At 73.0% G+C, this 22,586-nt stretch carries 24 protein-coding genes and 1 riboswitch; of the genes, 22 read left to right on the top strand and 2 right to left on the bottom strand.

Annotation, left to right across the window (positions count from 1 at the left end; translation table 11 throughout):
- Nucleotides 1–86: 86 nt before the first annotated feature.
- The 12 genes from secY to truA all read left to right on the top strand — a co-directional run bounded on the left by secY (nucleotide 87) and on the right by truA (nucleotide 8,784).
- Nucleotides 87–1,415 carry a preprotein translocase subunit SecY gene (gene secY, locus ACFYOS_RS01865; protein WP_387134932.1) on the top strand — a complete coding sequence of 443 codons (1,329 nt, stop codon included), beginning with the start codon at nucleotides 87–89 and terminating at the stop codon, nucleotides 1,413–1,415.
- The gene (locus ACFYOS_RS01860; RefSeq protein WP_387134930.1) at nucleotides 1,416–2,069 is read left to right on the top strand and encodes an adenylate kinase; all 654 of its coding nucleotides are present in this window, start codon (nucleotides 1,416–1,418) and stop codon (nucleotides 2,067–2,069) included.
- A gap of 91 nt (nucleotides 2,070–2,160) precedes the next feature.
- Complete coding sequence (map, locus tag ACFYOS_RS01855; protein ID WP_387134927.1) at nucleotides 2,161–3,012, top strand: type I methionyl aminopeptidase; 852 nt, start codon at nucleotides 2,161–2,163, stop codon at nucleotides 3,010–3,012.
- 224 nt (nucleotides 3,013–3,236) lie between these two features.
- Nucleotides 3,237–3,752 (top strand): DUF1707 domain-containing protein, encoded by a 516-nt coding sequence (locus tag ACFYOS_RS01850; RefSeq protein WP_387134925.1) that lies wholly within the window; start codon nucleotides 3,237–3,239, stop codon nucleotides 3,750–3,752.
- A 268-nt stretch (nucleotides 3,753–4,020) separates the two neighbouring features.
- Nucleotides 4,021–4,242: a translation initiation factor IF-1 gene (infA, locus tag ACFYOS_RS01845; protein ID WP_007073013.1), complete on the top strand. Its 222-nt coding sequence runs from the start codon at nucleotides 4,021–4,023 to the stop codon at nucleotides 4,240–4,242.
- 92 nt (nucleotides 4,243–4,334) lie between these two features.
- Nucleotides 4,335–4,451, top strand: coding sequence for a 50S ribosomal protein L36 (gene rpmJ / locus ACFYOS_RS01840; RefSeq protein ID WP_091262778.1), 117 nt, complete (start codon nucleotides 4,335–4,337; stop codon nucleotides 4,449–4,451).
- A gap of 260 nt (nucleotides 4,452–4,711) precedes the next feature.
- Nucleotides 4,712–5,092, top strand: a complete 381-nt coding sequence (rpsM, locus tag ACFYOS_RS01835) for a 30S ribosomal protein S13 (protein WP_091262776.1) — start codon at nucleotides 4,712–4,714, stop codon at nucleotides 5,090–5,092.
- Nucleotides 5,093–5,110: 18 nt separating this feature from the next.
- Nucleotides 5,111–5,518, top strand: a complete 408-nt coding sequence (gene rpsK / locus ACFYOS_RS01830; RefSeq protein WP_007073011.1) for a 30S ribosomal protein S11 — start codon at nucleotides 5,111–5,113, stop codon at nucleotides 5,516–5,518.
- Between the two features lie 14 nt (nucleotides 5,519–5,532).
- Nucleotides 5,533–6,159, top strand: a complete 627-nt coding sequence (gene rpsD, locus ACFYOS_RS01825) for a 30S ribosomal protein S4 (RefSeq protein ID WP_387134921.1) — start codon at nucleotides 5,533–5,535, stop codon at nucleotides 6,157–6,159.
- A 96-nt stretch (nucleotides 6,160–6,255) separates the two neighbouring features.
- On the top strand, nucleotides 6,256–7,278 hold the full coding sequence (locus ACFYOS_RS01820; RefSeq protein WP_013735931.1) for a DNA-directed RNA polymerase subunit alpha: 1,023 nt from the start codon (nucleotides 6,256–6,258) through the stop codon (nucleotides 7,276–7,278).
- 34 nt (nucleotides 7,279–7,312) lie between these two features.
- Entirely contained in the window at nucleotides 7,313–7,876 is a 564-nt protein-coding gene (gene rplQ / locus ACFYOS_RS01815; RefSeq protein WP_387134919.1) for a 50S ribosomal protein L17, read from the top strand.
- Nucleotides 7,877–7,950: 74 nt separating this feature from the next.
- Entirely contained in the window at nucleotides 7,951–8,784 is an 834-nt protein-coding gene (gene truA, locus ACFYOS_RS01810; protein WP_387134916.1) for a tRNA pseudouridine(38-40) synthase TruA, read from the top strand.
- A gap of 105 nt (nucleotides 8,785–8,889) precedes the next feature.
- Here the strand turns inward: truA and ACFYOS_RS01805 are convergent, their stop codons facing one another.
- Nucleotides 8,890–10,062: a hypothetical protein gene (locus ACFYOS_RS01805; RefSeq protein ID WP_387134914.1), complete on the bottom strand. Its 1,173-nt coding sequence runs from the start codon at nucleotides 10,060–10,062 to the stop codon at nucleotides 8,890–8,892.
- 150 nt (nucleotides 10,063–10,212) lie between these two features.
- Between ACFYOS_RS01805 and ACFYOS_RS01800 the strand changes: the two genes are divergently transcribed.
- From ACFYOS_RS01800 to thiC, 10 genes are all read left to right on the top strand, one after another.
- Entirely contained in the window at nucleotides 10,213–10,818 is a 606-nt protein-coding gene (locus ACFYOS_RS01800; protein ID WP_387134911.1) for a class I SAM-dependent methyltransferase, read from the top strand.
- A gap of 41 nt (nucleotides 10,819–10,859) precedes the next feature.
- The gene (locus ACFYOS_RS01795) at nucleotides 10,860–12,545 is read left to right on the top strand and encodes an ABC-F family ATP-binding cassette domain-containing protein (protein ID WP_387134909.1); all 1,686 of its coding nucleotides are present in this window, start codon (nucleotides 10,860–10,862) and stop codon (nucleotides 12,543–12,545) included.
- Nucleotides 12,546–12,585: 40 nt separating this feature from the next.
- Nucleotides 12,586–13,548, top strand: a complete 963-nt coding sequence (locus tag ACFYOS_RS01790) for an aldo/keto reductase (protein ID WP_387134907.1) — start codon at nucleotides 12,586–12,588, stop codon at nucleotides 13,546–13,548.
- A 235-nt stretch (nucleotides 13,549–13,783) separates the two neighbouring features.
- Nucleotides 13,784–13,893: riboswitch (TPP riboswitch) on the top strand.
- Complete coding sequence (thiE, locus tag ACFYOS_RS01785; RefSeq protein ID WP_387134904.1) at nucleotides 13,888–14,514, top strand: thiamine phosphate synthase; 627 nt, start codon at nucleotides 13,888–13,890, stop codon at nucleotides 14,512–14,514. (Overlaps the previous riboswitch by 6 nt.)
- Nucleotides 14,508–15,602, top strand: coding sequence for a glycine oxidase ThiO (thiO, locus tag ACFYOS_RS01780; RefSeq protein WP_387134903.1), 1,095 nt, complete (start codon nucleotides 14,508–14,510; stop codon nucleotides 15,600–15,602). The genes thiE and thiO overlap by 7 nt, the downstream gene beginning before the upstream one ends.
- Nucleotides 15,593–15,793: a sulfur carrier protein ThiS gene (gene thiS / locus ACFYOS_RS01775; RefSeq protein ID WP_387134902.1), complete on the top strand. Its 201-nt coding sequence runs from the start codon at nucleotides 15,593–15,595 to the stop codon at nucleotides 15,791–15,793. Before thiO ends, thiS begins: the two co-directional genes overlap by 10 nt.
- A gap of 5 nt (nucleotides 15,794–15,798) precedes the next feature.
- Entirely contained in the window at nucleotides 15,799–16,569 is a 771-nt protein-coding gene (locus ACFYOS_RS01770; protein WP_387134901.1) for a thiazole synthase, read from the top strand.
- Between the two features lie 101 nt (nucleotides 16,570–16,670).
- On the top strand, nucleotides 16,671–17,309 hold the full coding sequence (locus ACFYOS_RS01765) for a thiamine phosphate synthase (RefSeq protein WP_387135238.1): 639 nt from the start codon (nucleotides 16,671–16,673) through the stop codon (nucleotides 17,307–17,309).
- On the top strand, nucleotides 17,306–18,094 hold the full coding sequence (thiD, locus tag ACFYOS_RS01760; RefSeq protein WP_387134899.1) for a bifunctional hydroxymethylpyrimidine kinase/phosphomethylpyrimidine kinase: 789 nt from the start codon (nucleotides 17,306–17,308) through the stop codon (nucleotides 18,092–18,094). The genes ACFYOS_RS01765 and thiD overlap by 4 nt, the downstream gene beginning before the upstream one ends.
- 17 nt (nucleotides 18,095–18,111) lie before the next feature.
- On the top strand, nucleotides 18,112–19,704 hold the full coding sequence (gene thiC, locus ACFYOS_RS01755) for a phosphomethylpyrimidine synthase ThiC (RefSeq protein ID WP_387134896.1): 1,593 nt from the start codon (nucleotides 18,112–18,114) through the stop codon (nucleotides 19,702–19,704).
- Nucleotides 19,705–19,749: 45 nt separating this feature from the next.
- Here the strand turns inward: thiC and ACFYOS_RS01750 are convergent, their stop codons facing one another.
- A complete protein-coding gene (locus ACFYOS_RS01750; RefSeq protein WP_387134894.1) occupies nucleotides 19,750–22,527 on the bottom strand; it encodes a hypothetical protein in 2,778 nt (925 codons plus the stop codon).
- Nucleotides 22,528–22,586 lie beyond the last annotated feature (59 nt).

Here is a 22,586-nt window from a genome sequence, read left to right as displayed (position 1 = left end):
GCTATGGATATCGGGCACTCGCCCGGCACCCACCCCGCCCCGCCAGGGATCATCACCGGCGGCCCGCCTCGCGCAGGAGGAAGAAGTTGCTGTCCGCCTTTCTCAGTGCGTTCCGTACGCCTGACCTGCGCAAGAAGCTGCTGTTCACAGTAGGCATCATTGCGGTCTACCGGCTCGGCGCCACGCTGCCCAGCCCGGGTGTCTCGTACGGCAACGTGCAGAAGTGCCTCGACACGATCCAGGGGAGCGGCACCGGTGTGCTGAACCTGCTGGACCTGTTCTCCGGTGGCGCGCTGCTCCAGCTCTCGGTCTTCGCGCTGGGCATCATGCCGTATATCACCGCGTCGATCATCCTGCAGCTGCTGACCGTGGTCATCCCGCGGTTGGAGCAGCTCCGCAAGGAGGGTCAGGCCGGCCAGGCGAAGATCACCCAGTACACCCGCTACCTGACGCTGGGTCTGGGCATCCTGCAGTCGTCGGCGTTCGTGGCGCTGGCCCGCTCCGGGCAGCTCTTCCAGAACCGCTGCGACCAGTTCCCGATCATCCCTAGGGGCACCGGCATCCCGGACTGGCTGACCCTGTCCATCCTGGTCATGACCATGACCGCGGGCACCGGTGTGGTGATGTGGCTCGGCGAGCTCATCACCGACCGCGGCGTCGGCAACGGCATGTCCGTGCTGATCTTCACCTCGATCGCGGCCCGGCTCCCCAGCGAGGGCTGGAAGATCAAGACTACCAAGGGCTGGGGGATGTTCTTCCTCGTCATCGCCCTGGTCCTGCTGGTCATCACCGCGGTCACCTTCATCGAGCAGGCCCAGCGCCGGATCCCGGTGCAGTACGCCAAGCGCATGATCGGCCGGCGGATGTACGGCGGCACCTCCACCTACATCCCGCTCAAGGTGAACCAGGCTGGTGTCATCCCGGTCATCTTCGCCTCGTCGCTGCTCTACCTGCCGACGCTCGCGCTCCAGTTCTTCGACCAGACCAACCCGGGCAAGACCCAGGCCTGGATCCAGAACCACATCGTGAAGGCGAGCGCGCCGGAGCACATCGCGATCTACTTCCTGCTGATCATCTTCTTCACGTACTTCTACGTGTCGATCACGTTCAACCCGACCGAGGTCGCGGACAACATGAAGAAGTACGGCGGTTTCGTGCCGGGCATCCGCCCCGGCAAGCCGACCGCCGAGTACCTCGACTTCATCCTCAGCCGGATCACCCTGCCGGGCGCGCTCTACCTTGGCGTCATCGCGATCCTGCCGAACTTCTTCTTCATCTGGCTCGACAACCAGCAGTTCCAGAACTTCCCGTTCGGCGGCACCGCTGTGCTCATCATGGTCGGCGTCGGTCTGGAGACCGTGAAGCAGATCGAGAGCCAACTCATGCAGCGGAACTACGAAGGGTTCCTGCGGTAGATGCGACTCGTTCTGGTTGGCCCGCCGGGCGCGGGCAAGGGGACACAGGCGGAGTTCATCGCCGCCCACCTCTCGGTGCCGAAGATCTCGACCGGTGACATCTTTCGGGCCAACGTCTCCCAGGGCACGGCCCTGGGGGTCGAGGCGAAGCGCTACATGGACGCCGGCAAGCTGGTTCCGGACGAGGTCACCATCAACATGGTGCGGGACCGGCTCGCCGAGCCGGACGCCGGCGAGGGCTTCCTCCTCGACGGCTTCCCGCGTACCACGCCGCAGGCCGCCGCGCTGGACAAGCTCCTCGCCGACCTCGGCACCGCGCTGGACCTGGTGCTGGAGCTGGTCGTCGACGACGACGAGGTGATCCGGCGGCTGTCCGGCCGGCGTACCTGCCGCGGCTGCGGCAAGATCTGGCACGTCGAGTTCGACGCGCCCACCCGGGAGGGCGTCTGCGACCGCTGCGGCGCGGAGCTGTTCCAGCGGGACGACGACAAGCCGGAGACCATCGCGGCCCGGCTCCGGGAGTACGCCGAGAAGACCGCGCCGCTGGTCGACTACTACGGCGCCCAGGGCAAGCTCGTCGGCATCGACGCGACCGGGCCGGTGGAGGACGTCACGGTCCGCGCCATCGACGCCCTGCGCTCGTACGGCGGCTGACGTCTCGCCGGCGATCCCGGCGGATAGAGTGCGAACAACGGGGTACGTCCGACGTGCCCCGTTGCTCCGCGCGACGAAAGGTAACGCCTCCATGCGTCGTCCCCAGCTGGATATCCAGCTGAAGACCCCCGACCAGATCGAGATGATGCGGGCCGCCGGTCTGGTGGTCGCCCGTGCGCTGCGGCTGATGCGGGAGGCGGTCGCTCCCGGGGTGAGCACCGCCGATCTGGATGCGATCGCCGAGTCCACCATCCGTGAGGCCGGCGCCACCCCGTCCTTCAAGGGCTACCACGGCTTCCCGGCGTCGATCTGCTCGTCGGTGAACGAGCAGGTGGTGCACGCGATCCCGGCGTCGAAGCAGGTGCTCCGCGAGGGTGACCTGATCTCGATCGACTGCGGTGCGGTGTTGAACGGCTGGCACGGCGACTCGGCGATCACGGTCGGCGTCGGCGAGGTCGACCCGGCCCTGCTGAGGATGGCGGCGGTGGCCGAGGACGCGATGTGGGCCGGGATCGCGGCCGCTGCCCGGGGCGCGGCCAGCGGGAAGGGCCGGCTCACCGACATCTCGCACGCGGTGGAGACCGCGGTCCGCAAGGGCGGCCGGTACGGCATCGTCGACGGCTACGGCGGCCACGGCATCGGCACGGAGATGCACCAGGACCCGCACGTGCTCAACCACGGGCGCCCGGGGAAGGGCCCGCGCCTGGTGCCCGGGATGGCGCTGGCGATCGAGCCGATGATCACCATGGGCTCCCCGCGCACGGTGGAGCTGGCGGACGGCTGGACCGTGGTGACCCGGGACGGGTCGATGGCGGTGCACGTCGAGCACTCGATGGCGCTGCTGGACGACGGGGTGTGGGTGCTGACCGCCGAGGACGGCGGCCGGGGCCGGCTCGGCGACCTGGTCACCTCCCGCCAGCCGGCGGACTCCCCGGCGGTCTGACCGGGCCGCCCGCGCCGCGGCGCCCGGTGGGATCGGCCGGGAGCCTCGGGCCGCGGGAAGGCCTGGTGCGCGTACCGAGGACGATTCGTCCGGGTCATCGGGTTCCTAGGCGACGTCGGGAACTTTCTGCCCATCTGGGCGCACCGTGCCGCTCGTCACCGCCGCGCCGGCCGGGCGGGAAGGGCGCTACCGTCCGGTGGCGCACCGGTGGCATGCTTGGCGTCATGGAGGGGCGAAGCGGGATGCGGGCGGCCGACGCCGACCGGGAGGCCACGGCGGAGCGGCTCCGGGTGGCCCTCGAAGAGGGCCGGCTCGGCCTGCACGAGTACGACGAACGACTGGTTCGGGCGTACCAGGCGAAGACGTACGACGAGCTGGACGAGGTCGTGGCCGACCTGCCCGGGACGACGCCCGCGCAGCGCGCCGCAGTGGCCCCGTCGGCGCCGTCGGCGCCGCCTGCGGCAACCGACGCGGGCGGGACGGTCGTGGACAGCGGGCGCGGCACCGGCTGGCTGCTCGCGATCTGGTCGCCCTGGCTGCGGGTCGCCGGGATCCTCACCGCGATCTGGTTGTTCGCCTCGCTCGGCTCCGGGCACCTCGGGCATTACTGGCCGGTCTGGGCGATCGGGCCGTGGGGCTTTTTCCTGCTGATGCGCACGGTGGGCGGCCACGACCAGGGGTGGCGGCACTCGACCGAGCGGCACCGCAAGGATCGGCGGGACCGGCGCCGGCGACGCTGACCGCCGAGGCGGTGGCCAGCGTCACAGCAGGCGAGCGGGGCTTGACGAATTTCCTTCGGCGGGGTGACCGGGCGGGCGGCCGGTTTGGCGACGACCCGCAGGCGGGCGTACACTTTCTGATCGGCGCACAGCGTCCACTCCGGCATGCCCACCCGCGCTTCGGTGGGAGCTGGAGCCGCGGCTGGCGCGGGTTGCCTGATCTTGATCAGTCACCCGTGTAAGACGTTGTGGGCCGTCCGGAGCAACCGACGTCAGGACAGCGGAGGACATGCCGAAAAAAGACGGAGCCATCGAGATCGAGGGTCGGGTCATCGAGCCCCTGCCGAACGCCATGTTCCGCGTGGAGCTCGCGAACGGCCACAAGGTGCTGGCTCACATCAGCGGCAAGATGCGGCAGCACTACATCCGCATCCTGCCGGAGGACCGGGTCGTCGTCGAACTCTCGCCGTACGACCTGACCCGCGGGCGCATCGTCTACCGCTACAAGTAAGCCTGACGACGGCCGGGACGTCCCCGTGTCCGTCTTCGACGTCCGGGTCGCGCTTCGTCGCGCCTCCGGGCCAGATGGGAAGTAAGGCAACCGTGAAGGTCAAGCCGAGCGTCAAGAGGATCTGCAACAACTGCCGGGTGATCCGGCGGCACGGCCGGGTCATGATCATCTGCTCCACCGACCCGCGCCACAAGCAGCGCCAGGGCTGAACCAGTCCCACCGGCCGTGACGGCCGGTCGGATCGGTCCGGGCCGCAGATCCCGACAACACATCATCAGCTCGTCCCAGCCGCGAGCGGTACGCAGCGCGTACTCCCTCGTGGTTGACCCCCGGTCGGAGGCCGGGGCCCGCTCGGGCAACGACCGATCCCGGTCGCCGGCGCGAAACGCGTCGGAAGGACGGGACGGCCGGTAGCGGGGTGGGACGGGTCCACACCTCCGCCACAACATCACGAGGAGTACGCCCGCACATGGCACGTCTAGTCGGCGTGGACCTCCCCCGCGACAAGCGGATGGAGATCGCGCTCACCTACATCTTCGGGGTCGGTCGCACCCGCGCCCTGGAGACGCTCGCCGCCACCGGCATCTCGCCGGACAAGCGCGCTCGGGACCTCACGGACGAGGAGCTCGTGCAGCTCCGCGACCACATCGAGGCCAACTACCAGGTTGAAGGTGACCTTCGCCGCGAGGTCGCCGCTGACATCCGCCGCAAGGTCGAGATCGGCTGCTACGCGGGTATCCGGCACCGCCGGGGCCTGCCCGTCCGTGGCCAGCGGACCAAGACCAACGCCCGGACCCGGAAGGGCCCGAAGCGGACCGTCGCCGGCAAGAAGAAGCCCGGCAAGAAGTAACTAGGAGCGCACAGACTTATGCCACCGAAGGCTCGTGCCGGAGCCGCCGTCAAGAAGGTCCGGCGCAAGGAACGCAAGAACGTCGCCCACGGGCAGGCGCACATCAAGAGCACCTTCAACAACACCATCGTGTCCATCACGGACCCGACCGGTGCGGTCATCTCCTGGGCCTCCGCCGGCCAGGTGGGCTTCAAGGGCTCCCGCAAGTCGACTCCGTTCGCCGCGCAGCTCGCCGCCGAGGCCGCCGCGCGTCGGGCCATGGAGCACGGCATGCGCAAGGTCGACGTGTTCGTCAAGGGACCCGGCTCCGGCCGGGAGACCGCCATCCGCTCGCTGCAGGCCGTGGGCCTCGAGGTCGGTCAGATCTCCGACGTCACCCCGCAGCCGCACAACGGATGCCGTCCGCCGAAGCGTCGCCGGGTCTGAGAGGTTAGAGAGAGATGGCTCGTTACACCGGTGCTGACTGCCGCCGTTGCCGGCGGGAGAAGATGAAGCTGTTCCTCAAGGGCAGCAAGTGCGATGGCCCGAAGTGCCCGTTCGAGTCCCGGCCGTTCCCGCCCGGGCAGCACGGCCGCGGCCGCACCAAGGAGACGGAGTACCTGCTCCAGCTCCGTGAGAAGCAGAAGGCCCGTCGTGTCTACGGCGTGCTGGAGAAGCAGTTCCGCGGTTACTACGAGGAGGCCGTGGGCAAGCAGGCCAAGACCGGTGAGGTCCTCCTGCAGATCCTCGAGTCGCGGCTGGACAACGTGGTCTACCGGGCCGGCTACGCCAAGTCCCGGGACATGGCCCGTCAGCTGGTCAAGCACGGTCACTTCACGGTGAACGGCAAGAAGGTCGACATCCCGTCGGCCCGCGTGAAGGAGCACGACATCATCGAGGTGCGTGCGAAGAGCCGGGAGCTGACCCCGTTCATCGTCGCGCAGGCCGAGGCCGGTTCGCGGACCGTGCCGGCGTGGCTGGAGGCGATCCCCAGCCAGATGAAGATCCTCGTGCACTCGCTCCCGGCCCGCCAGGTGATCGACACCCAGGTCCAGGAGCAGCTGATCGTCGAGCTCTACTCCAAGTAAGGGCTCATTGCGGTGGCCCGCCCTCCGGGGCGGGCCACCGGAACAGTTTGTGTCGTGGGCGTCATATAGCGGGCGCCCCGGAAGAGAAGAGAAAAGATGCTCATCAGCCAGCGACCGACCCTCTCCGAGGAGTCGATCAACGAGACCCGGTCCCGGTTCACCATCGAGCCGCTCGAGCCGGGCTTCGGTTACACCCTGGGCAACTCGCTGCGGCGCACGCTGCTGTCGTCCATCCCGGGTGCGGCCGTGACCTCGATCAAGATCGACGGTGTGCTGCACGAGTTCACCACGATCCCCGGGGTCAAGGAGGACGTGGTCGAGCTCGTCATGAACATCAAGGAGCTCTGCGTCAGCTCCGAGCACGACGAGCCGGTCAGCATGTACCTGCGCAAGCAGGGCCCGGGCGACGTGACCGCCGGTGACATCCAGCCCCCGGCCGGTGTCTCGGTGCACAACCCGGACCTGAAGCTCGCCACCCTCAACGGCAAGGGCCGGCTCGACATGGAGCTGACCGTCGAGCGGGGTCGGGGCTACGTCACGGCGGCGCAGAACAAGCAGGCGGGCGCCGAGATCGGCCGGATCCCGGTCGACTCGATCTACTCGCCGGTGCTCAAGGTGACCTACCGCGTCGAGGCGACCCGTGTCGAGCAGCGGACCGACTTCGACCGGCTGATCATCGACGTCGAGACCAAGCCGTCGATGGGCCCGCGTACCGCGCTGGCCTCGGCCGGCTCGACGCTGGTGGAGCTCTTCGGGCTGGCCCGGGAGCTGGACGAGACCGCCGAGGGCATCGACATCGGGCCGTCCCCGCAGGACGCTCAGCTGGCGGCCGACCTGGCTCTGCCGATCGAGGAGCTGGACCTCACCGTCCGCTCCTACAACTGCCTCAAGCGCGAGGGCATCAACTCCGTTGGTGAGCTGATCGGGCGTACCGAGGCGGACCTCCTCGACATCCGGAACTTCGGTCAGAAGTCGATCGACGAGGTCAAGATGAAGCTCGCCGGGATGGGCCTGGGGCTGAAGGACTCGGCTCCGAACTTCGACCCGGCGCACGTCGTGGACGCCTTCGGCGAGGCCGACTACGACACCGACGACTACCGCGAGACCGAGCAGCTCTAAGTCCGGCTGCCGCCACATCTGAGGAGCACCAAGAATGCCCACGCCCACCAAGGGCCCCCGCCTCGGCGGCAGCCCCGCGCACGAGCGGCTGATGCTGGCCAACCTGGCCATGTCGCTGTTCCAGCACGGCAAGATCCAGACCACCGAGACGAAGGCCCGGCGGCTGCGTCCGCTGGCCGAGCAGCTGATCACCAAGGCCAAGCGCGGCGACCTCGCCTCGCGTCGGCGGGTGCTGGCCGTCGTCAAGGACAAGGACGTGGTCTACACCCTGTTCGACCAGATCGCGCCCCGGTACGCCAACCGCAACGGTGGCTACACCCGGATCGTGAAGACCGGCCCGCGCAAGGGTGACGCCGCTCCGATGGCGATCATCGAGCTGGTGGAGGAGCTTCAGGTCGCCGAGCCGAAGGCGAACAAGAAGACCGCCGCCCGCAAGGCCGCCCAGCAGGACAAGGTCGAGGCCCTGGCCCCGGCCGAGGAGACCCGGCGCTCCATCGAGGCCACCGACCAGGACGCCGATGCCCCGGTCTCGGCCACGGGTGACACCGCCGCCGCCCGCGAGGACAGCGACGAGGCCACCGAGAACGAGAAGGCCTGAGCACAGGCAGCATCGTCGGGCCCGGCACCCCTGCGTGGGGAGCCGGGCCCGACGGCGTCAACGGGAGGTACGAGGTGGACGAGCGGACCCGGCTGCGGCTGGACGTCTCGTACGACGGCACCGACTTCTCCGGCTGGGCCGTCCAGCCGACCCGCCGTACCGTGGCCGGCGTCCTGATTGAGACGCTGGACCTGGTCCTCGGCGCGGGCACCGCGACCGGGCTGACCGTGGCCGGCCGGACCGACGCCGGCGTGCACGCCACCGGCCAGGTGTGCCACCTCGACCTGCCCACCGAGGTCTGGCGGCAGCACGAGGGGAGGCTGCTGCGGCGGTTGGCCCGGCTCCTCCCGACCGACGCGCGGGTACGCGCGATGACCGAGATGCCGGCCGACTTCGACGCCCGCTTCTCGGCCACCTTCCGCCGCTACGAGTACCGGGTCACCGACGCTCCCTGGGGTGCCGAGCCGCTGCGCCGCCGGGACACCCTCGCCTGGCCGAAGCCGCTCGACGTGGCGGCACTGAACGCCGCCGCGGCCGGCCTGGTGGGGGAGCACGACTTCGCCGCGTACTGCCGGCGCAAGGAGAACGCCACCACGCTGCGCGAGGTGACCCGGCTGGACTGGCGGCGCGACCCGGACGGGATCCTGGTCGCCACCGTGCAGGCCGACGCGTTCTGCCAGAACATGGTGCGCAGCCTGGTCGGCGCGATGCTGGTCGCCGGGGACGGCCGCCGCCCGGTCGACTGGCCGGCCGGTCTGCTGACCCGCCGGGAACGGTCCAGCGAGGTCACGGTGGCGCCGGCGCACGGGCTGGCCCTGGTCGAGGTCGGCTACCCGGACGATCCCGCCGGTTACGCCCGCCGCGCCGAACTCACCCGCCGGCTCCGCGTCCCGGTCGCCGAGGGCTGACCGCGTGCCCCGCGCCGGCCCGGGCGGCGGACAGCCTGACGCGCCGGCTCGGACGGGAGACGGCGCGCCGCCCCGGTCGGGACGACGGGCCGTCGCGTTTCGCCGTCAGTTGCCGGGCGAGTTCCGGTCGCCGCTGCCGTCCTGCCCGGTGTCGCCGTCCGTCGGGCTGTCGGTGAGCTGGCTGGTCACCCCGCCGTTCGCCCGGCGCTCCAGCACGCCACGGTTCAGGTAGACCTCGATCACGTCGTACAGGATCTCGCGTGTCCGCGTGTCGGTCGAGCTGATCCTCGCCCCGTCGGCCCGGGTGACCAGGCAGTACGCGATGTAGTGGCCGCGTACCTGCCAGCCGACCCGGGCGGCGGCCTCCTCCACGGCCTGGGTGTCGTTGCCCGCCGCCATGCCCCGGAACCGGCCCTGCCGCTCGTCGAGCATCTGTCGGATCCGGTCCCGGGCCCGTTGGGCGCTGGCCACGTCGGTCAGGTTGAACAGTCCGGCGGTGAGCAGGTGCTGGCCGTCGGGGGAGCGGAGGGTTGCCCGGACCACCTGGTTGCAGCCGAGGCGGACCAACAGGTCGGCGATCTCGCCGGTCGTCGCGACCGCGCAGCTGCCGCTGGAGTTCGTCCTGAGCACCTGGTAGGCCGGTTGGCCACTGTTGATCACCAGCGCCTTGCCCGGGAAGACCTCCTTGGCGGTGAGCGCCAGCTGGTCGGTGTCCCGGGAGTTCAGGCCGGTGTCGTCGGCGGCGCCGGACTGGTCGACCACGGGCTGACCCGTCGGCGTGCCGGCCTGCGGCGTGCCCTTCCGGTCCTGGAGCAGGGCGGCGACGGCCAGGCCGCAGAGCGCGAGCAGCACCAGGACGGCGGCCCCGCCGATCAGCGCCTGCCAGGCCCCTCCTGCGCGGCGTTTGCGCTCGCCCCGGCGGGTGCGGGGCAGGTCCAGCGGGTCGGTCGCGCGGAAGGACGGAGGCGGGGCTGTGGACACGGGTGGGCGCGGCGCGTCGCCGGGCACCGGGAGGGTGGCCCCGGCGAAGTCGGGCTCGGCCGGGGGCCGGGCCGGCGCGCGCGTGGGCCGGCCCGGTGCGGGCACGGGGGCCGGCGTCGGGGTGACGTCGACAGCCGGTCGGGTAGGCCGGACCGGCGGTGGCAGCGACGGGGTGGGGAAGCGGGACGGTGAGGGCCCCGTTGGTGGAGGCGCGGCAGCGCCGGGCACGGACGGGTCCGAACCGGGCCTCGGGTACTCCAGGAAGGCGTCCTCATCGGACTCGTACCGATACACCATGTCGGATACAGTAGGACCGATTATCCCTTTAGAGGGTAATATCGCGGAATCCCGACGTAGTGGCGTCATTCCGGGCGGGCCGCACGCCAGCTCGTCCGCTGCGCCGCACCGTCGCCGGAGCCCTCACGGGCCGGTGCGACAATGCCCGATGTGACCGGCGACCATTACTTCTCCGCTGAACCCACGAGCGCCGCCCAGCCGCGCGAGGTCGAGTTCTCCGTCGCCGGGCGCGACTACACCCTCGCCTCGGCCGGCGGGGTCTTCTCGGCCGACCGGCTCGACCCCGGCACCGCCGTGCTGCTGCGCAAGGCCGAGCTCCCGGGGACCGACGTCACGGGTGAGCTGCTCGACATCGGCTGCGGATTCGGTCCGATCACCTGCGTCCTGGCCAGCGTCGCACCGTCCACCACGGTGTGGGCGGTCGACGTCAACGAGCGCGCCCGCGAGCTCACCGCCGCCAACGCCGCCCGGGTGGGCGCCGCCGAGCGGGTGCGCGCGGTCGCGCCGGACGACGTACCGGCAGACGTCTCGTTCGCCCAGATCTGGTCCAACCCGCCGATCCGGATCGGCAAGGCGGAGCTGCACGAGCTGCTGCGGCGCTGGCTGCCCCGGCTCGCCCCGGACGGGGTGGCCTGGCTGGTCGTCGCGAAGCACCTGGGCGGCGACTCGCTGCACCGCTGGCTGGTCGAGCAGGGCTGGCAGGTGGAGCGGCACGCCAGCCAGAAGGGCTTCCGGGTGCTGCGGGTCACCCGGTAAACGAGTGTCGCCCGTCCCGGCACCTCGGGCAGGATGCCGGCGTGGGATACGTGGACGTAGCTGGTGCCGGGCACATCCTCCCGGACGGCCGGGAGCTCTTCGCCGAGGTGTCGTTCCGGGTTGGTGAGGGCGCCAAGGTGGCCCTGGTCGGGCCCAACGGCGCCGGCAAGACCACGCTGCTCCGGATGGTCGCCGGTGACCTGCCCGTGAAGACCGGCGCGATCGCCCGCTCCGGCGGCCTCGGCGTGATGCGCCAGTTCATCGGCATGATCGGGGACGACTCCACGCTCGCCGACCTGGCGCTCTCGCTCGCTCCGCCGGCGCTGCGCGACGCCGGCCGCCGGCTCACCCTGACCGAGACGGCCATGCGGGCGGCCGAGGTCCGCGGCAAGTACAGCACCGCCGCGAGCAAGGCGCAGCTGGCGTACGCGGACGCGCTGGCCGCCTGGGGCGAGGTCGGCGGGTACGACGCCGAGGTGCTCTTCGACACCGTCGCCACCATCGTCCTCGACCTGCCGTGGGACGCCGCTCGGGACCGTCCGGTGCGGACCCTCTCCGGCGGCCAGCAGAAGCGCTTCGCCCTGGAACTGCTGCTCCGCGGCACCGACGAGGTGCTCCTCCTCGACGAACCGGACAACTTCCTCGACGTACCGGGCAAGCGCTGGCTGGAGGCTCGGCTGCGCGAGTCCGGCAAGTCCGTGCTCTACGTCTCGCACGACCGGGAGCTGCTGGCCCAGACCGCCGACCGGGTGGTCGCCGTGGAGGGCGGCAGCGCCTGGGTGCACCCGGGCGGCTTCGCCAGCTGGCACGAGGCGCGGGTGGCCCGGCACGCCCGCCTCGACGAGTTGCGCCGCCGCTGGGACGAGGAACACCAGAAGCTGCGCGAGCTGATGCTGATGTACAAGCAGAAGGCCGCGTACAACGACGGGATGGCCTCCCGCTACCAGGCCGCGCAGACCCGGTTGCGCAAGTTCGAGGAGGCCGGGCCGCCGCCCGTACCGCCGAAGGACCAGGACATCCGGATGCGGCTGACCGGCGGGCGGACCGGCAAACGTGCCGTGATCGCCGAGCAGCTCGAGCTCGACGGCCTGACCTACCCCTTCGACCTGGAGCTCTGGTATGGCGACCGGGTCGCGGTGCTCGGCGCCAACGGGACGGGGAAGTCGCACTTCCTCCGCCTGCTGGCCCGCGGCGGCACCGACCCGGACCCGGCCAACACCCCGGTCGACGGCGCGGCCGCGCTCGCGCCGGTCGCCCACGGCGGGGTGGTCCGGCTCGGCGCGCGGGTTCGCCCCGGCCACTTCTCGCAGACCCACGACCGGCCGGAGCTGATGCAGAAGACGCTGGTCGACATCCTGTGGCGGGGCGACGAGCACCGGGCCGGGATGGACCGGCACGCGGCCATGGCGGCGCTCAGCCGGTACGAGCTGGCCGGTCAGGGCGACCAGCGGTTCGGCACCCTCTCCGGCGGGCAGCAGGCGCGCTTCCTGGTGCTGCTGCTGGAGCTCTCCGGCGCTACCCTCTTGCTGCTCGACGAGCCCACCGACAACCTCGACCTGGCCTCCGCCGAGGCGCTGGAGGCCGGCCTGAACGCCTTCGAGGGAACGGTGATCGCGGTGACCCACGACCGCTGGTTCACCCGCTCCTTCGACCGGTTCGTGCTGTTCCGGGGCGACGGCGAGGTGGTCGAGACCCCGGAGCCGGTCTGGGACGTGGCGGTGGGTTGAGCGGCGACTCGGCGGCTGGCCGTCCGGCGGCCAGCATAGGGTGGATCTCGTGACTGAGATGACCTACCGCCGGCTGGGCGACTCCGGGCTCGTGGTGTCCGTGGTCGGCATCGGCTGCAACAACTTCGGCCGCAAGCTCGACCTCGACGGCACCCGCGCGGTGGTCGACGCCGCGCTCGACGCCGGGATCAACTTCTTCGACACCGCCGACATCTACGGCGAGCCGCAGGGCGGCTCCGAGGAGCTGCTCGGCCAGGCCCTCAAGGGCCGCCGGGACGACGTGGTGGTCGCCACCAAGTTCGGCATGGACATGCACGGCCTGAACGGGCCGGACTTCGGTGCCCGGGGCGCCCGCCGGTACATCGCCCGCGCGGTCGAGGCGTCGCTGCGCCGGCTCGGCACCGACCACATCGACCTGTACCAGATGCACGAGCCCGACCCGGGCACCCCGATCGACGAGACCCTCGCCGCCCTGGACGACCTGGTCCGCGCCGGCAAGGTCCGCTACCTGGGCAACTCGAACTTCGCCGGCTGGCAGATCGCCGACGCCGACTGGACGGCGTCGACCCAGGGCCGCACCCGGTTCATTTCCGCGCAGAACCACTACTCCCTCCTGCAGCGGAGCGTGGAGGCCGAGGTCATCCCCGCCTGCGAGCGGTTCGGCCTGGGCATGCTGCCGTTCTTCCCGCTCGCCAACGGCCTGCTCACCGGCAAGTACAAGCGGGACGAGGCGCCACCCGCCGGCAGCCGGCTCTCCGGCGGCGGCCGGTACGCCGAGCGGCTGGCCGCGGCCGACTGGGACACCATCGAGGCGATCGACGCGTACGCGGCCGAGCGCGGGCTCACCATGCTCCAGGTGGCCATCGCCGGGCTGGCCGCCCGCCCGGCGGTGACCTCGGTGATCGCCGGCGCCACCACTCCCGAGCAGGTACGCGCCAACGCCGAGGCCGGCGCCTGGCAGCCGACCGACGAGGACCTTGACGCCCTCGACGCCATCCTCTGACCCACCCTTCGCTGCCCTGGTGCCACCCGACGGCCCCGGGGCAGCGTGCTTTCCGCCCCGGCTCGTGACCCCGACCGATCAGTGGAACGCCATGCAGGTCGTGCGGGTGAGGGCACCCGGACAGCATGGCGTGAGTGGATGGTCACGCATTGTCCCTGCCTCCACTCGCGACGGTGGGTGGGAAAAGTGTCACCCGCCCTTGGCGGATCCGGGGGAACGTCGTACGGTAGGCCGCAAGTGACCCACGGGAGCCCGGTGCAACCGGGCTGAGAGGGGGGCTGGAAGCCCCCGACCGTCGAACCTGATCCGGGTAATGCCGGCGCAGGGAGGAGTGTTGCCGTGCCGTCCCTGGGACGACTGCATCTGATCACCGACACCCGGCCGGGGCGGGACCCCCTCGGCGTGCTGCGGGCCGCCCTGCCGGTGGCCCACGCCGAGTTGGTCGTCCAGGTCCGGGTGGAGGACGACGCCACCGACCGCGAGGCCTACGAGCTGGCCCGCCGGGTCGTCACGCTGTGCCGGTCGTACGGGGCGACGTGCCTGGTCAACGACCGGCTGCACGTGGCGCTGGCGGTGGACGCCGACGGCGGGCACGTCGGGGCGGACGACCTGCCGGTGCCGGCCGCCCGCCGCGTGCTCGGGGCCGGCGCCGTGCTCGGCGCGACCGCCCGGGAGCCGGGCGGCGCCGCTGCGGCGGTCGCCGCCGGGGCCAGCTACCTGGGCGTGGGCCCCTGCCACGCCACCACCACCAAGTCCGGCCTGCCCGATCCGATCGGCCCCGCCGGGCTACGCGCGGTCGCCGGGGCGGTGGACGTGCCGGTGATCGCGATCGGCGGGGTGACCGCCGCGGCGGTGCCGGCGTTGCGGGCCGCCGGGGCGTACGGGGTGGCGGTGGTCGGAGCACTCTCCGGGGCCGCCGATCCGGCCCGGGCCACCGCGGCGCTGCTCGCGGCGCTGACGTGCTGACCCGACCGGACGTCGCCATCGTGGGGGCGGGACCGGTCGGGCTGGCGATCGCGTGGCGCTGCGCGTCCCGTGGACTGCGGGTGGCGGTCCACGATCCCGCCCCGGGGTCGGGCGCCTCGCAGGTCGCGGCGGGGATGCTGTCGCCGGTCGCCGAGGCGTACTTCGGGGAGCACGAGCTGACCGGGCTGCTCGCCGAGTCCGCCGCCCGCTGGCCGGGCTTCGCCGCCGAGCTGGTCGAGGCCGCCGGCGCTGACGTCGGCTACCGCACCGATGGCACCCTGGTGGTCGGGTTGACCGCCGACGACCTGGCCGAGGCGCGCCGGCTCTGGTCGTACCAGCAGGGGTTGGGCCTGCCGATCACGCCGCTGCGCCCCTCGGAGCTGCGGGACCGCGAGCCGGCGCTGGCCCCCCGCGTGCGCGGCGGCGCGGTCGCCCCCGGCGACCACCAGGTCGACCCGCGTCGGCTGGTGGCCGCGCTGCGGACGGCGGCGGAGGGGGCCGGCGCGGTGCTGCGCCGGCACCCGGTCGGCGCGCTGTCCGAGGTGGACGCCCCGGTCACCGTCGTCGCGGCCGGCTGCGGCGCGGCGGCGCTCACCGGCCTCCCGGTCCGGCCGGTGAAGGGCCAGGTGCTCCGGCTCCGCGCGCCCGGTCGCGGTGCGCCGGGCTTCCGGCACGTGATCCGGGGGTACGCCGACGGCGAGTCGGTCTACCTGGTGCCCCGGGACAGCGGCGAGGTGGTGGTCGGGGCGACCGTCGAGGAGCGCGCCGACACCGAGGTGACCGCCGGGGCCGTGCTCCGGCTGCTCCGCGCCGCGGTGGACCTGCTTCCCGAGCTGGCCGAGTACGACCTGGTCGAGGCGTCCGCCGGGCTGCGCCCAGGCACGCCGGACAACGCGCCGATCATCGGACCGCTGCCCCGCCGGCCCGGCGTGCTCGTCGCCACCGGGCACCACCGGCACGGCATCGTGCTCACCCCGGTCACCGCCGACCTGGTCACCGGGCTGATCGTCACCGGCGAGCCGGATCCGCTGCTCGCCCCCTTCACCCCCGAGCGGTTCGAAATCGGGAAGGAGCGCACGTGGAACTGATCGTCAACGGCGCCGGGCGGAGCGTGCCCGGCGGAGCGACGGTGGCCGATGTCGTCCGCGAGGTCACCGACCAGCGGCGCGGTCTCGCGGTCGCGGTCAACGGTGAGGTGGTGCCGCGCGGCGGCTGGCCGGCGACCGTGCTGCGCGACGGCGACCGGGTCGAGGTGCTCAGCGCCGCCCAGGGCGGGTGAGCGTGATGGCCCTCGAGATCGGCGGGGTCACGTTCGGCTCCCGACTCATCCTCGGCACCGGCGGTGCGGCCAACCTGCACGTGCTGGAGCAGGCGATCCGGGCCGCCGGCACCGAGCTGGTCACCCTTGCCCTGCGCCGGGTGGACACCGCCCCGGGCGCCGCCGGCGGCCTGTTCGACCTGCTCGACCGCTGCGGCGTACGGCTGCTGCCGAACACGGCGGGCTGCCACACCGCGTCGGAGGCGGTGAAGGTGGCCCACCTCGCCCGGGAGGCGTTCGACACTGACTGGGTGAAGCTGGAGGTGATCGGGGACGAGCGCACGCTGCTGCCCGACGGGGTGGAGCTGGTGCGAGCGGCCGAGGAACTGGTGGCGGACGGGTTCACCGTGCTGCCGTACACCTCGGACGATCCGATCCTGGCCCGGCGGCTGGCCGACGTGGGCTGCGCGGCGGTGATGCCGGCCGGCGCCCCGATCGGCTCCGGGCTGGGGGTCAGCAACCCGCACCACATCCGGCTGATCCGGCAGAGCGTGGACGTGCCGGTGATCCTCGACGCCGGCATCGGCACCGCCTCGGACGCGGCGCTCGCCATGGAACTCGGCTGCGACGCGGTGCTACTGGCCAGCGCGGTCACCCGGGCCGAAGACCCGGTGGCGATGGCCACCGCCATGCGGTACGCGGTGCAGGCCGGGCGGCTCGCCTACCGGGCGGGCCGGATCCCCCGCCGCTTCCACGCCCTGGCGTCCACTCCCGACGACGGGCGGCCGGACCTGTGAGCATGCCGCTGCCGGCGACGCCGGCCGATCTTGGTAACGCCCCGGAGGGGCCGATCCGTACCAGGATCGCGCCTGGTCCGGCCCGGGTGCCCGCCGGCGTCATGGTGCTGACCGATCGGCGGGTGGCGCGGCGGCCGTTGGCCGAGGTCGTCGCGGCGGCGGTCGGTGGCGGAGTGCGCTGGGTCGTGCTGCGGGAGAAGGACCTGCCGCGTGCCGAACGGGCCGCCCTCGCCGCGGAGGTGCGCGCGATCCTCGCCGAGGCGGGCGGCACCCTGATCGTCGCCGGCCCCGACCCCCTCGACGGCGACGCCGTCCACCTGCCCGCCGCCGGCCCCTACCCATCGCCGGCCTGCGGACTCGTCGGCCGCTCCTGCCACGACGCCGCGGAACTCGCCCGACTCGGCACCGAGGACTACGCCACCCTCTCGCCCGTCTGGCCCACCAAGACCAAACCCGGCTACGGCCCACCCCTTTACCCCGGCGGATTGCGCATGCTGGTCGAGATCACCCCGGTCCCGATCCTCGCCCTTGGCGGCGTCGAAACCCCCGGCCAGGTGCGCGAAAGCGTCGAGGCAGGTGCCGCAGGGGTGGCGGTGCTCGGCGCAGTCATGCGAGCCGAAGACCCGGCGGAGGCCGCCACCACGCTGACCGAGAGCTTTCAGAAGGCGGTCACCCCGGTGCCGCAGAGCCCGCGCTTCTCGACGGAGGTCCCCACAAGCGCAACCAGGGGGAGACAATGACGCCGAGAACCGTGCTCACCATCGCCGGATCGGACTCCGGCGCAGGAGCCGGCATCCAAGCCGACCTCAAGGTCTTCGCCGCCCTCGGGGCGTACGGCACCAGCGTGCTCACCGCGGTCACCGCGCAGAACACCAGGGGCGTGGACGCCGTCCTGCCGCTGCCCCCGCAGACCGTCCGCGACCAGCTCGACAGCGTGCTCGGCGACTTCCGGGTAAGCGCGGTGAAGACCGGCATGCTCGGCACCCCGGCGGTCGCCGAGGCGGTGGCCGAGGCGGCGAAGGCGGGCCGGCTGCCGCGGCTGGTCGTCGATCCGGTGCTGGTCGCCACCAGCGGACACCGGCTCGGCGTGGTGGAGGCGGTGGAGCGGCTGCTGCCGTACGCCGAGGTGGCGACGCCGAACTGCGCGGAGGCCGCGGCCCTCACCGGACGCCCGGTGAGCACGGTCGAGGAGATGGCCGCGGCGGCCGAAGCCCTGGCGGCCGGCGGCCCGGCGCACGTGGTGGTGACCGGCGGCGACGTGGACGCCGGCGGCGAGTCGGTGGACGTGCTGGCCGGCGGCGGGACGACCACGCTGCTGCGGGCGTCCCGGGTGGCCACCCGGCACAACCACGGCACCGGCTGCTCGTTCTCGGCGGCGGTCGCCGTCCGGCTGGCGGCGGGCGACCCGGTGCCGGTCGCGGTCGCCGCCGCCAAGGAGTACGTGACCCGCGCGCTGACCGGCGCGCGGGACTGGGAACTGGGCGCGGGACGCGGCCCGCTGGACCACTTCGGCTGGTCCTGTTGACCATCAGGGAGGCTGTCATGCAGGCACGACGCAAGGTCTACGTGGAGGGGTCGCGGCCGGACCTCCGGGTGCCGTTCGCCGAGGTGGACCTCACCGGGGACAACCCGCCGGTCCGCCTCTACGACACCTCCGGCCCCGGCTCGGACCCGGAGGTCGGGCTGCCGCCGCTGCGCGGGCCGTGGATCGCGTCCCGCGGGGACGTCGCTCCGGTGCGGGGCGCCGGGACGCCGCTGGCGGGCGTGACCGGGAAGCGTCCGACGCAGCTCGCGTACGCCCGGGCGGGAGTGGTCACCCCCGAGATGGAGTTCGTGGCGATCCGCGAGGGCATCGCGCCCGAGTTCGTCCGGGACGAGATCGCGGCCGGGCGGGCGGTGCTGCCGCTCAACGTCAACCACCCGGAGTGCGAGCCGGCGATCATCGGCAAGGCGTTCCTGGTGAAGGTGAACGCCAACATCGGCACCTCGGCGGTCACCTCCTCGATCGCCGAGGAGGTGGACAAGCTGACCTGGGCCACCCGGTGGGGCGCGGACACCGTGATGGACCTGTCCACCGGCAAGCGGATCCACGAGACCCGCGAGGCGATCGTGCGGAACTCGCCGGTGCCGATCGGCACCGTGCCGATCTACCAGGCCCTGGAGAAGGTCGGCGGCGACCCGGTGAAGCTCAGCTGGGAGGTCTTCCGGGAGACCGTGATCGAGCAGGCCGAGCAGGGCGTCGACTACATGACGGTGCACGCCGGGGTGCTGCTGCCGTACGTGCCGCTCGCGGTGGACCGGGTGACCGGCATCGTCTCGCGCGGCGGCTCGATCATGGCGGCCTGGTGCCTGGCCCACCACGAGGAGAACTTCCTCTACACCAACTTCCGGGAGCTGTGCGAGATCCTCGCCCGCTACGACGTCACGTTCTCGCTCGGGGACGGGCTGCGGCCGGGCTCGATCGCGGACGCCAACGACGAGGCGCAGTTCGCCGAGCTGAGGACCCTCGGCGAGCTGACCCGGATCGCCTGGGACCACGACGTCCAGGTGATGATCGAGGGGCCCGGCCACGTGCCGATGCACAAGATCAAGGAGAACGTGGACCGCCAGCAGGAGTGGTGCCACGAGGCGCCGTTCTACACGCTCGGCCCGCTGACCACCGACATCGCGCCCGCGTACGACCACATCACCTCGGCCATCGGCGCCGCGATGATCGGCATGTTCGGCACCGCGATGCTCTGCTACGTGACCCCGAAGGAGCACCTCGGCCTGCCGGACCGGGACGACGTGAAGGCGGGCGTGATCGCGTACAAGATCGCCGCGCACGCGGCCGACCTGGCCAAGGGGCACCCCGGGGCGCAGGCCTGGGACGACGCGCTCTCCAAGGCACGCTTCGAGTTCCGGTGGGAGGACCAGTTCAACCTCTCGCTGGACCCGGAGACCGCGCGGTCGTACCACGACGCGACGCTGCCGGCCCAGCCGGCGAAGACCGCGCACTTCTGCTCGATGTGCGGGCCGAAGTTCTGCTCCATGAAAATCACCCAGGAGCTGAAGGACTACGCGGCGCGCGGCATGAAGGACAAGTCCGAGGAGTTCGTCTCCGCCGGGGCGCGGGTCTACCTGCCGCTGGCGTGAGCCTGCGGTGGCCGGGCCGGCCGTGCGGTCGGCCCGGCCACCGGGTCAATCGCGGTGGTGGCGGCCGGTGCGCAGCGTGCGGGTGTCGTCGGTGTCGTCGTCCGAGGCGAGGCCGGCGACCCAGTCGACGTACTCCTCGTCCTTCGCGGGCAGCGGCGCGGACTCGTGGTCGGGCTCCGCCACCTCGGCACCCTTGGCCCGGTTGCGCCGGAACAGGCCCCGCCGTGCCTTCGCCTTCCCGGCGCCCGGCTCTTCGGTCGCCTCGGCCGCCTCGGTCGGGTCGGTCGGGTCGGGGGCCGCCTCGGCGGGTTCGTCCGGGTCGGCGTGCCGGCCGTGGCCCGGCGAGTCACCGGGTACGACCGGCGTGGTGGGTCGGGCGTTGTCGAAGGCGTCCCAATCCGGCCGGGACAGGTCCGGCAGGGCCCGGTGGCGGGGACGTGGGGCCGGTGCGGGCCGAGCCTCGTCCGCCGGGGCGGCGCTGTCGCCGTTTGCGCCGGTCGGGCCCGGAGCGCCCGGGGCGGTGGTGCCGCGCGGGGTGACCGGCCAGCTCGGCCCGGGTGTGATCGGCCAGGCCGGCCGGACCTCGCCCGGCCGGTCGGTCACGTCCTCGAAGATCGGGAAGCGCGGACGGGGCGACGCCGGGGTGTCGAGCGGACCGGGGACGTCGGGTCCGACCGGCTCGTCGGCGAAGAAGTTGCTCGTCGTGCTCGGCTCGGCGGTCGCGGCCTCCGGCCCGGGTGAGCTGCCGCCGAGGGCCGGTGTCCGCTCGTCGTCCGCCCCGGCAGGCTGGGCGCTCGCTGGTTCGGGGAGCGCGGGGGCGACCTCCGGCCGTGCCGGCACGTCGAGCTCGGCGGCCGGCTCGGCCGGTGTCGTCCCGACCGGCTCGGAGCCGGGGACCGCGCCGGTGGTGGCCTTGCGTCCGCGCTTGGACCGCCCGCCCGCGCGAGGGGCGTCCGGCCCGGTCGGGTCCGTTCCGGCGGCGCCCGGTTCCGCCTGGGACGCGGTGGCGCGGCGGGAGCGGCGCCCGCCGGCCGCGCGCGGCGCCGGCGAGGTCGGCAGTTCATTCCCGCCAGCCCGCGGGGTCGCCGGCGCGGTGGACAGGCCGCTGGTGGTCGGGCCCTCCGTGGCCGACGGGACGGCGGCCGCCGGGTCGCTCGTCACGCCGGTCTTGGCCGGGACGCGCCTGTTCCGTGGGGCTGCGCCACCGTCGCCCTCGGACCGCTCAGCTCCGCGCTGCCCCGCACGCGCCGGCGCCGGCGGCTCGGCGGACGCGGCGGTCCGATCCGTGGCCGGCGACGCCGACTCCGGAGGCAGGGCCGGCTGCTCCTCAGCCGGCGGCGCCGGCTCCGGCGCTGCCGCCCCGGCGGCGCTCCGGGGCGGTTCCGGGGTCCGCTCCGGCGGTGCCAGGTCGGCAGACGACGGCGTCGGGCGGGCGGAGCCCCGCCGCTCGCGCTCGGCGGACGGATGGGTGGCCGGGCGACCTGCGGCGAGCACGTCGATGGCGGAGGTCCGCCGGCCCGCGGGCAGCAGTCCCGGCACGGGCAGGTTGCGGGTCAGGTCGTCGGCCTCGCGGGCAGCGACCTCGTCCCGGCCGTCAATCTCCGCCGCGCTCGCCGGCGCCTCCGCCACCGGTACGACCGGGGCGGTGGCGTCGTCCGCCGGCACCATCGGCGGGACACGGTCGTCGGAGGCGGTGTGCCCGGACACCGTCCAGCCGGCCGGTACCGGTGCGGGGGTGACGCCGGACGGCGCCGGCCAGTCCCAGTGGGCGGGGGCGGGCGAGCCGCCATCCGAGGCGGTACCGAACCCGCCCGACCCGTCCGCCGCACCGACGGCAGCCGACGGTGCGGCGAGCGCGGACCCGCTCGCGGTCGCCGACGCGACCGGAGTGGCGGCCGAGGCCGGGAGGGGCTGGAGGATGTCGGTGGGCTCGATCGCGTCGGTGTCGGTGTCGGTGTCGGTGTCGGCGGCCGGCGCGGGTCGGCGCAGCACCGTGGCGGCGGCCGAGCCGAGCGCGCCGGAGGCCACCGCGATCAGCGCGCCGTAGTAGGGGGCGAGCTGGTAGTGGTCGGCCGCGGCGCCGGGGCCGGCGGTAAGGTACGCGAAGGCGAGCAGCGCCGGTCCGGCCACCCCGGCCGCCCCGGCAACCAGCGGAAGGTGGCCCTGCCGGCGGGCCCGCGCGCCGGTCACCGCGCCGGCGAGCAGGGCCATCGTGGGCAGGACCAGCATGGCCAGGCGCTGCGCCGCCGCGGCGTCCAGCCAGGACGGTTCGAGGACCCCGAGGCGTACGGTGCGCAGCGGCCCGTTCGAGGTCACCGTCGGCGCGACGGAGACCAGCGCAAGCACCCAGACGGCCGCGGCGGTCAGCGCGATGTTCCACCCGAACGGCGGCTTGAGCAGGACGGCGATGGCGGCGCCGGCCCCGACCAGCGCGCCGAGGATCGCGCAGATGCCGACCGCCCAGACCGGGTCGACGGTGCCGCCGAGTTCGGCGGTGCGGGCCGGCTGCATGCAGAGCAGCGCGACCACGGTCGCGCCGAGCGCGGCGGCGCCGGCGACGGAGAGCTGTTCGGTGGTGCCACCCGGGGACCCGTCCCGGCGGGCGAGGCGTCCCGTCGCGACGGCGCCGGCCACCGCGGCGATCGCCGCGAACCAGCCGACCCAGGCGAGCTGGGCGGGCCACCGGTTGATCGAACCGTCGGCGAACGCGCCGTTGAGGCGTACGACGCCGAACCCGTACGCGATGCCGAGCTGGCCGGCCCCGGCCAGCACGCTCACTCCGAGCGCCGTGAACGGCAGCCTGCCCCACGTCCGAAAGGCCATGTCGGGCACGTTACGGCCCGGTGCGGTCGATCGCCACTTGCCACTCTTTACGCGAGGCA

Origin of the sequence: Micromonospora sp. NPDC005806 (assembly GCF_042871425.1) — a bacterium.
In the GTDB taxonomy this organism is placed as follows: domain Bacteria; phylum Actinomycetota; class Actinomycetes; order Mycobacteriales; family Micromonosporaceae; genus Micromonospora.
This window is presented reverse-complemented; position numbering and strand designations above follow the sequence as displayed.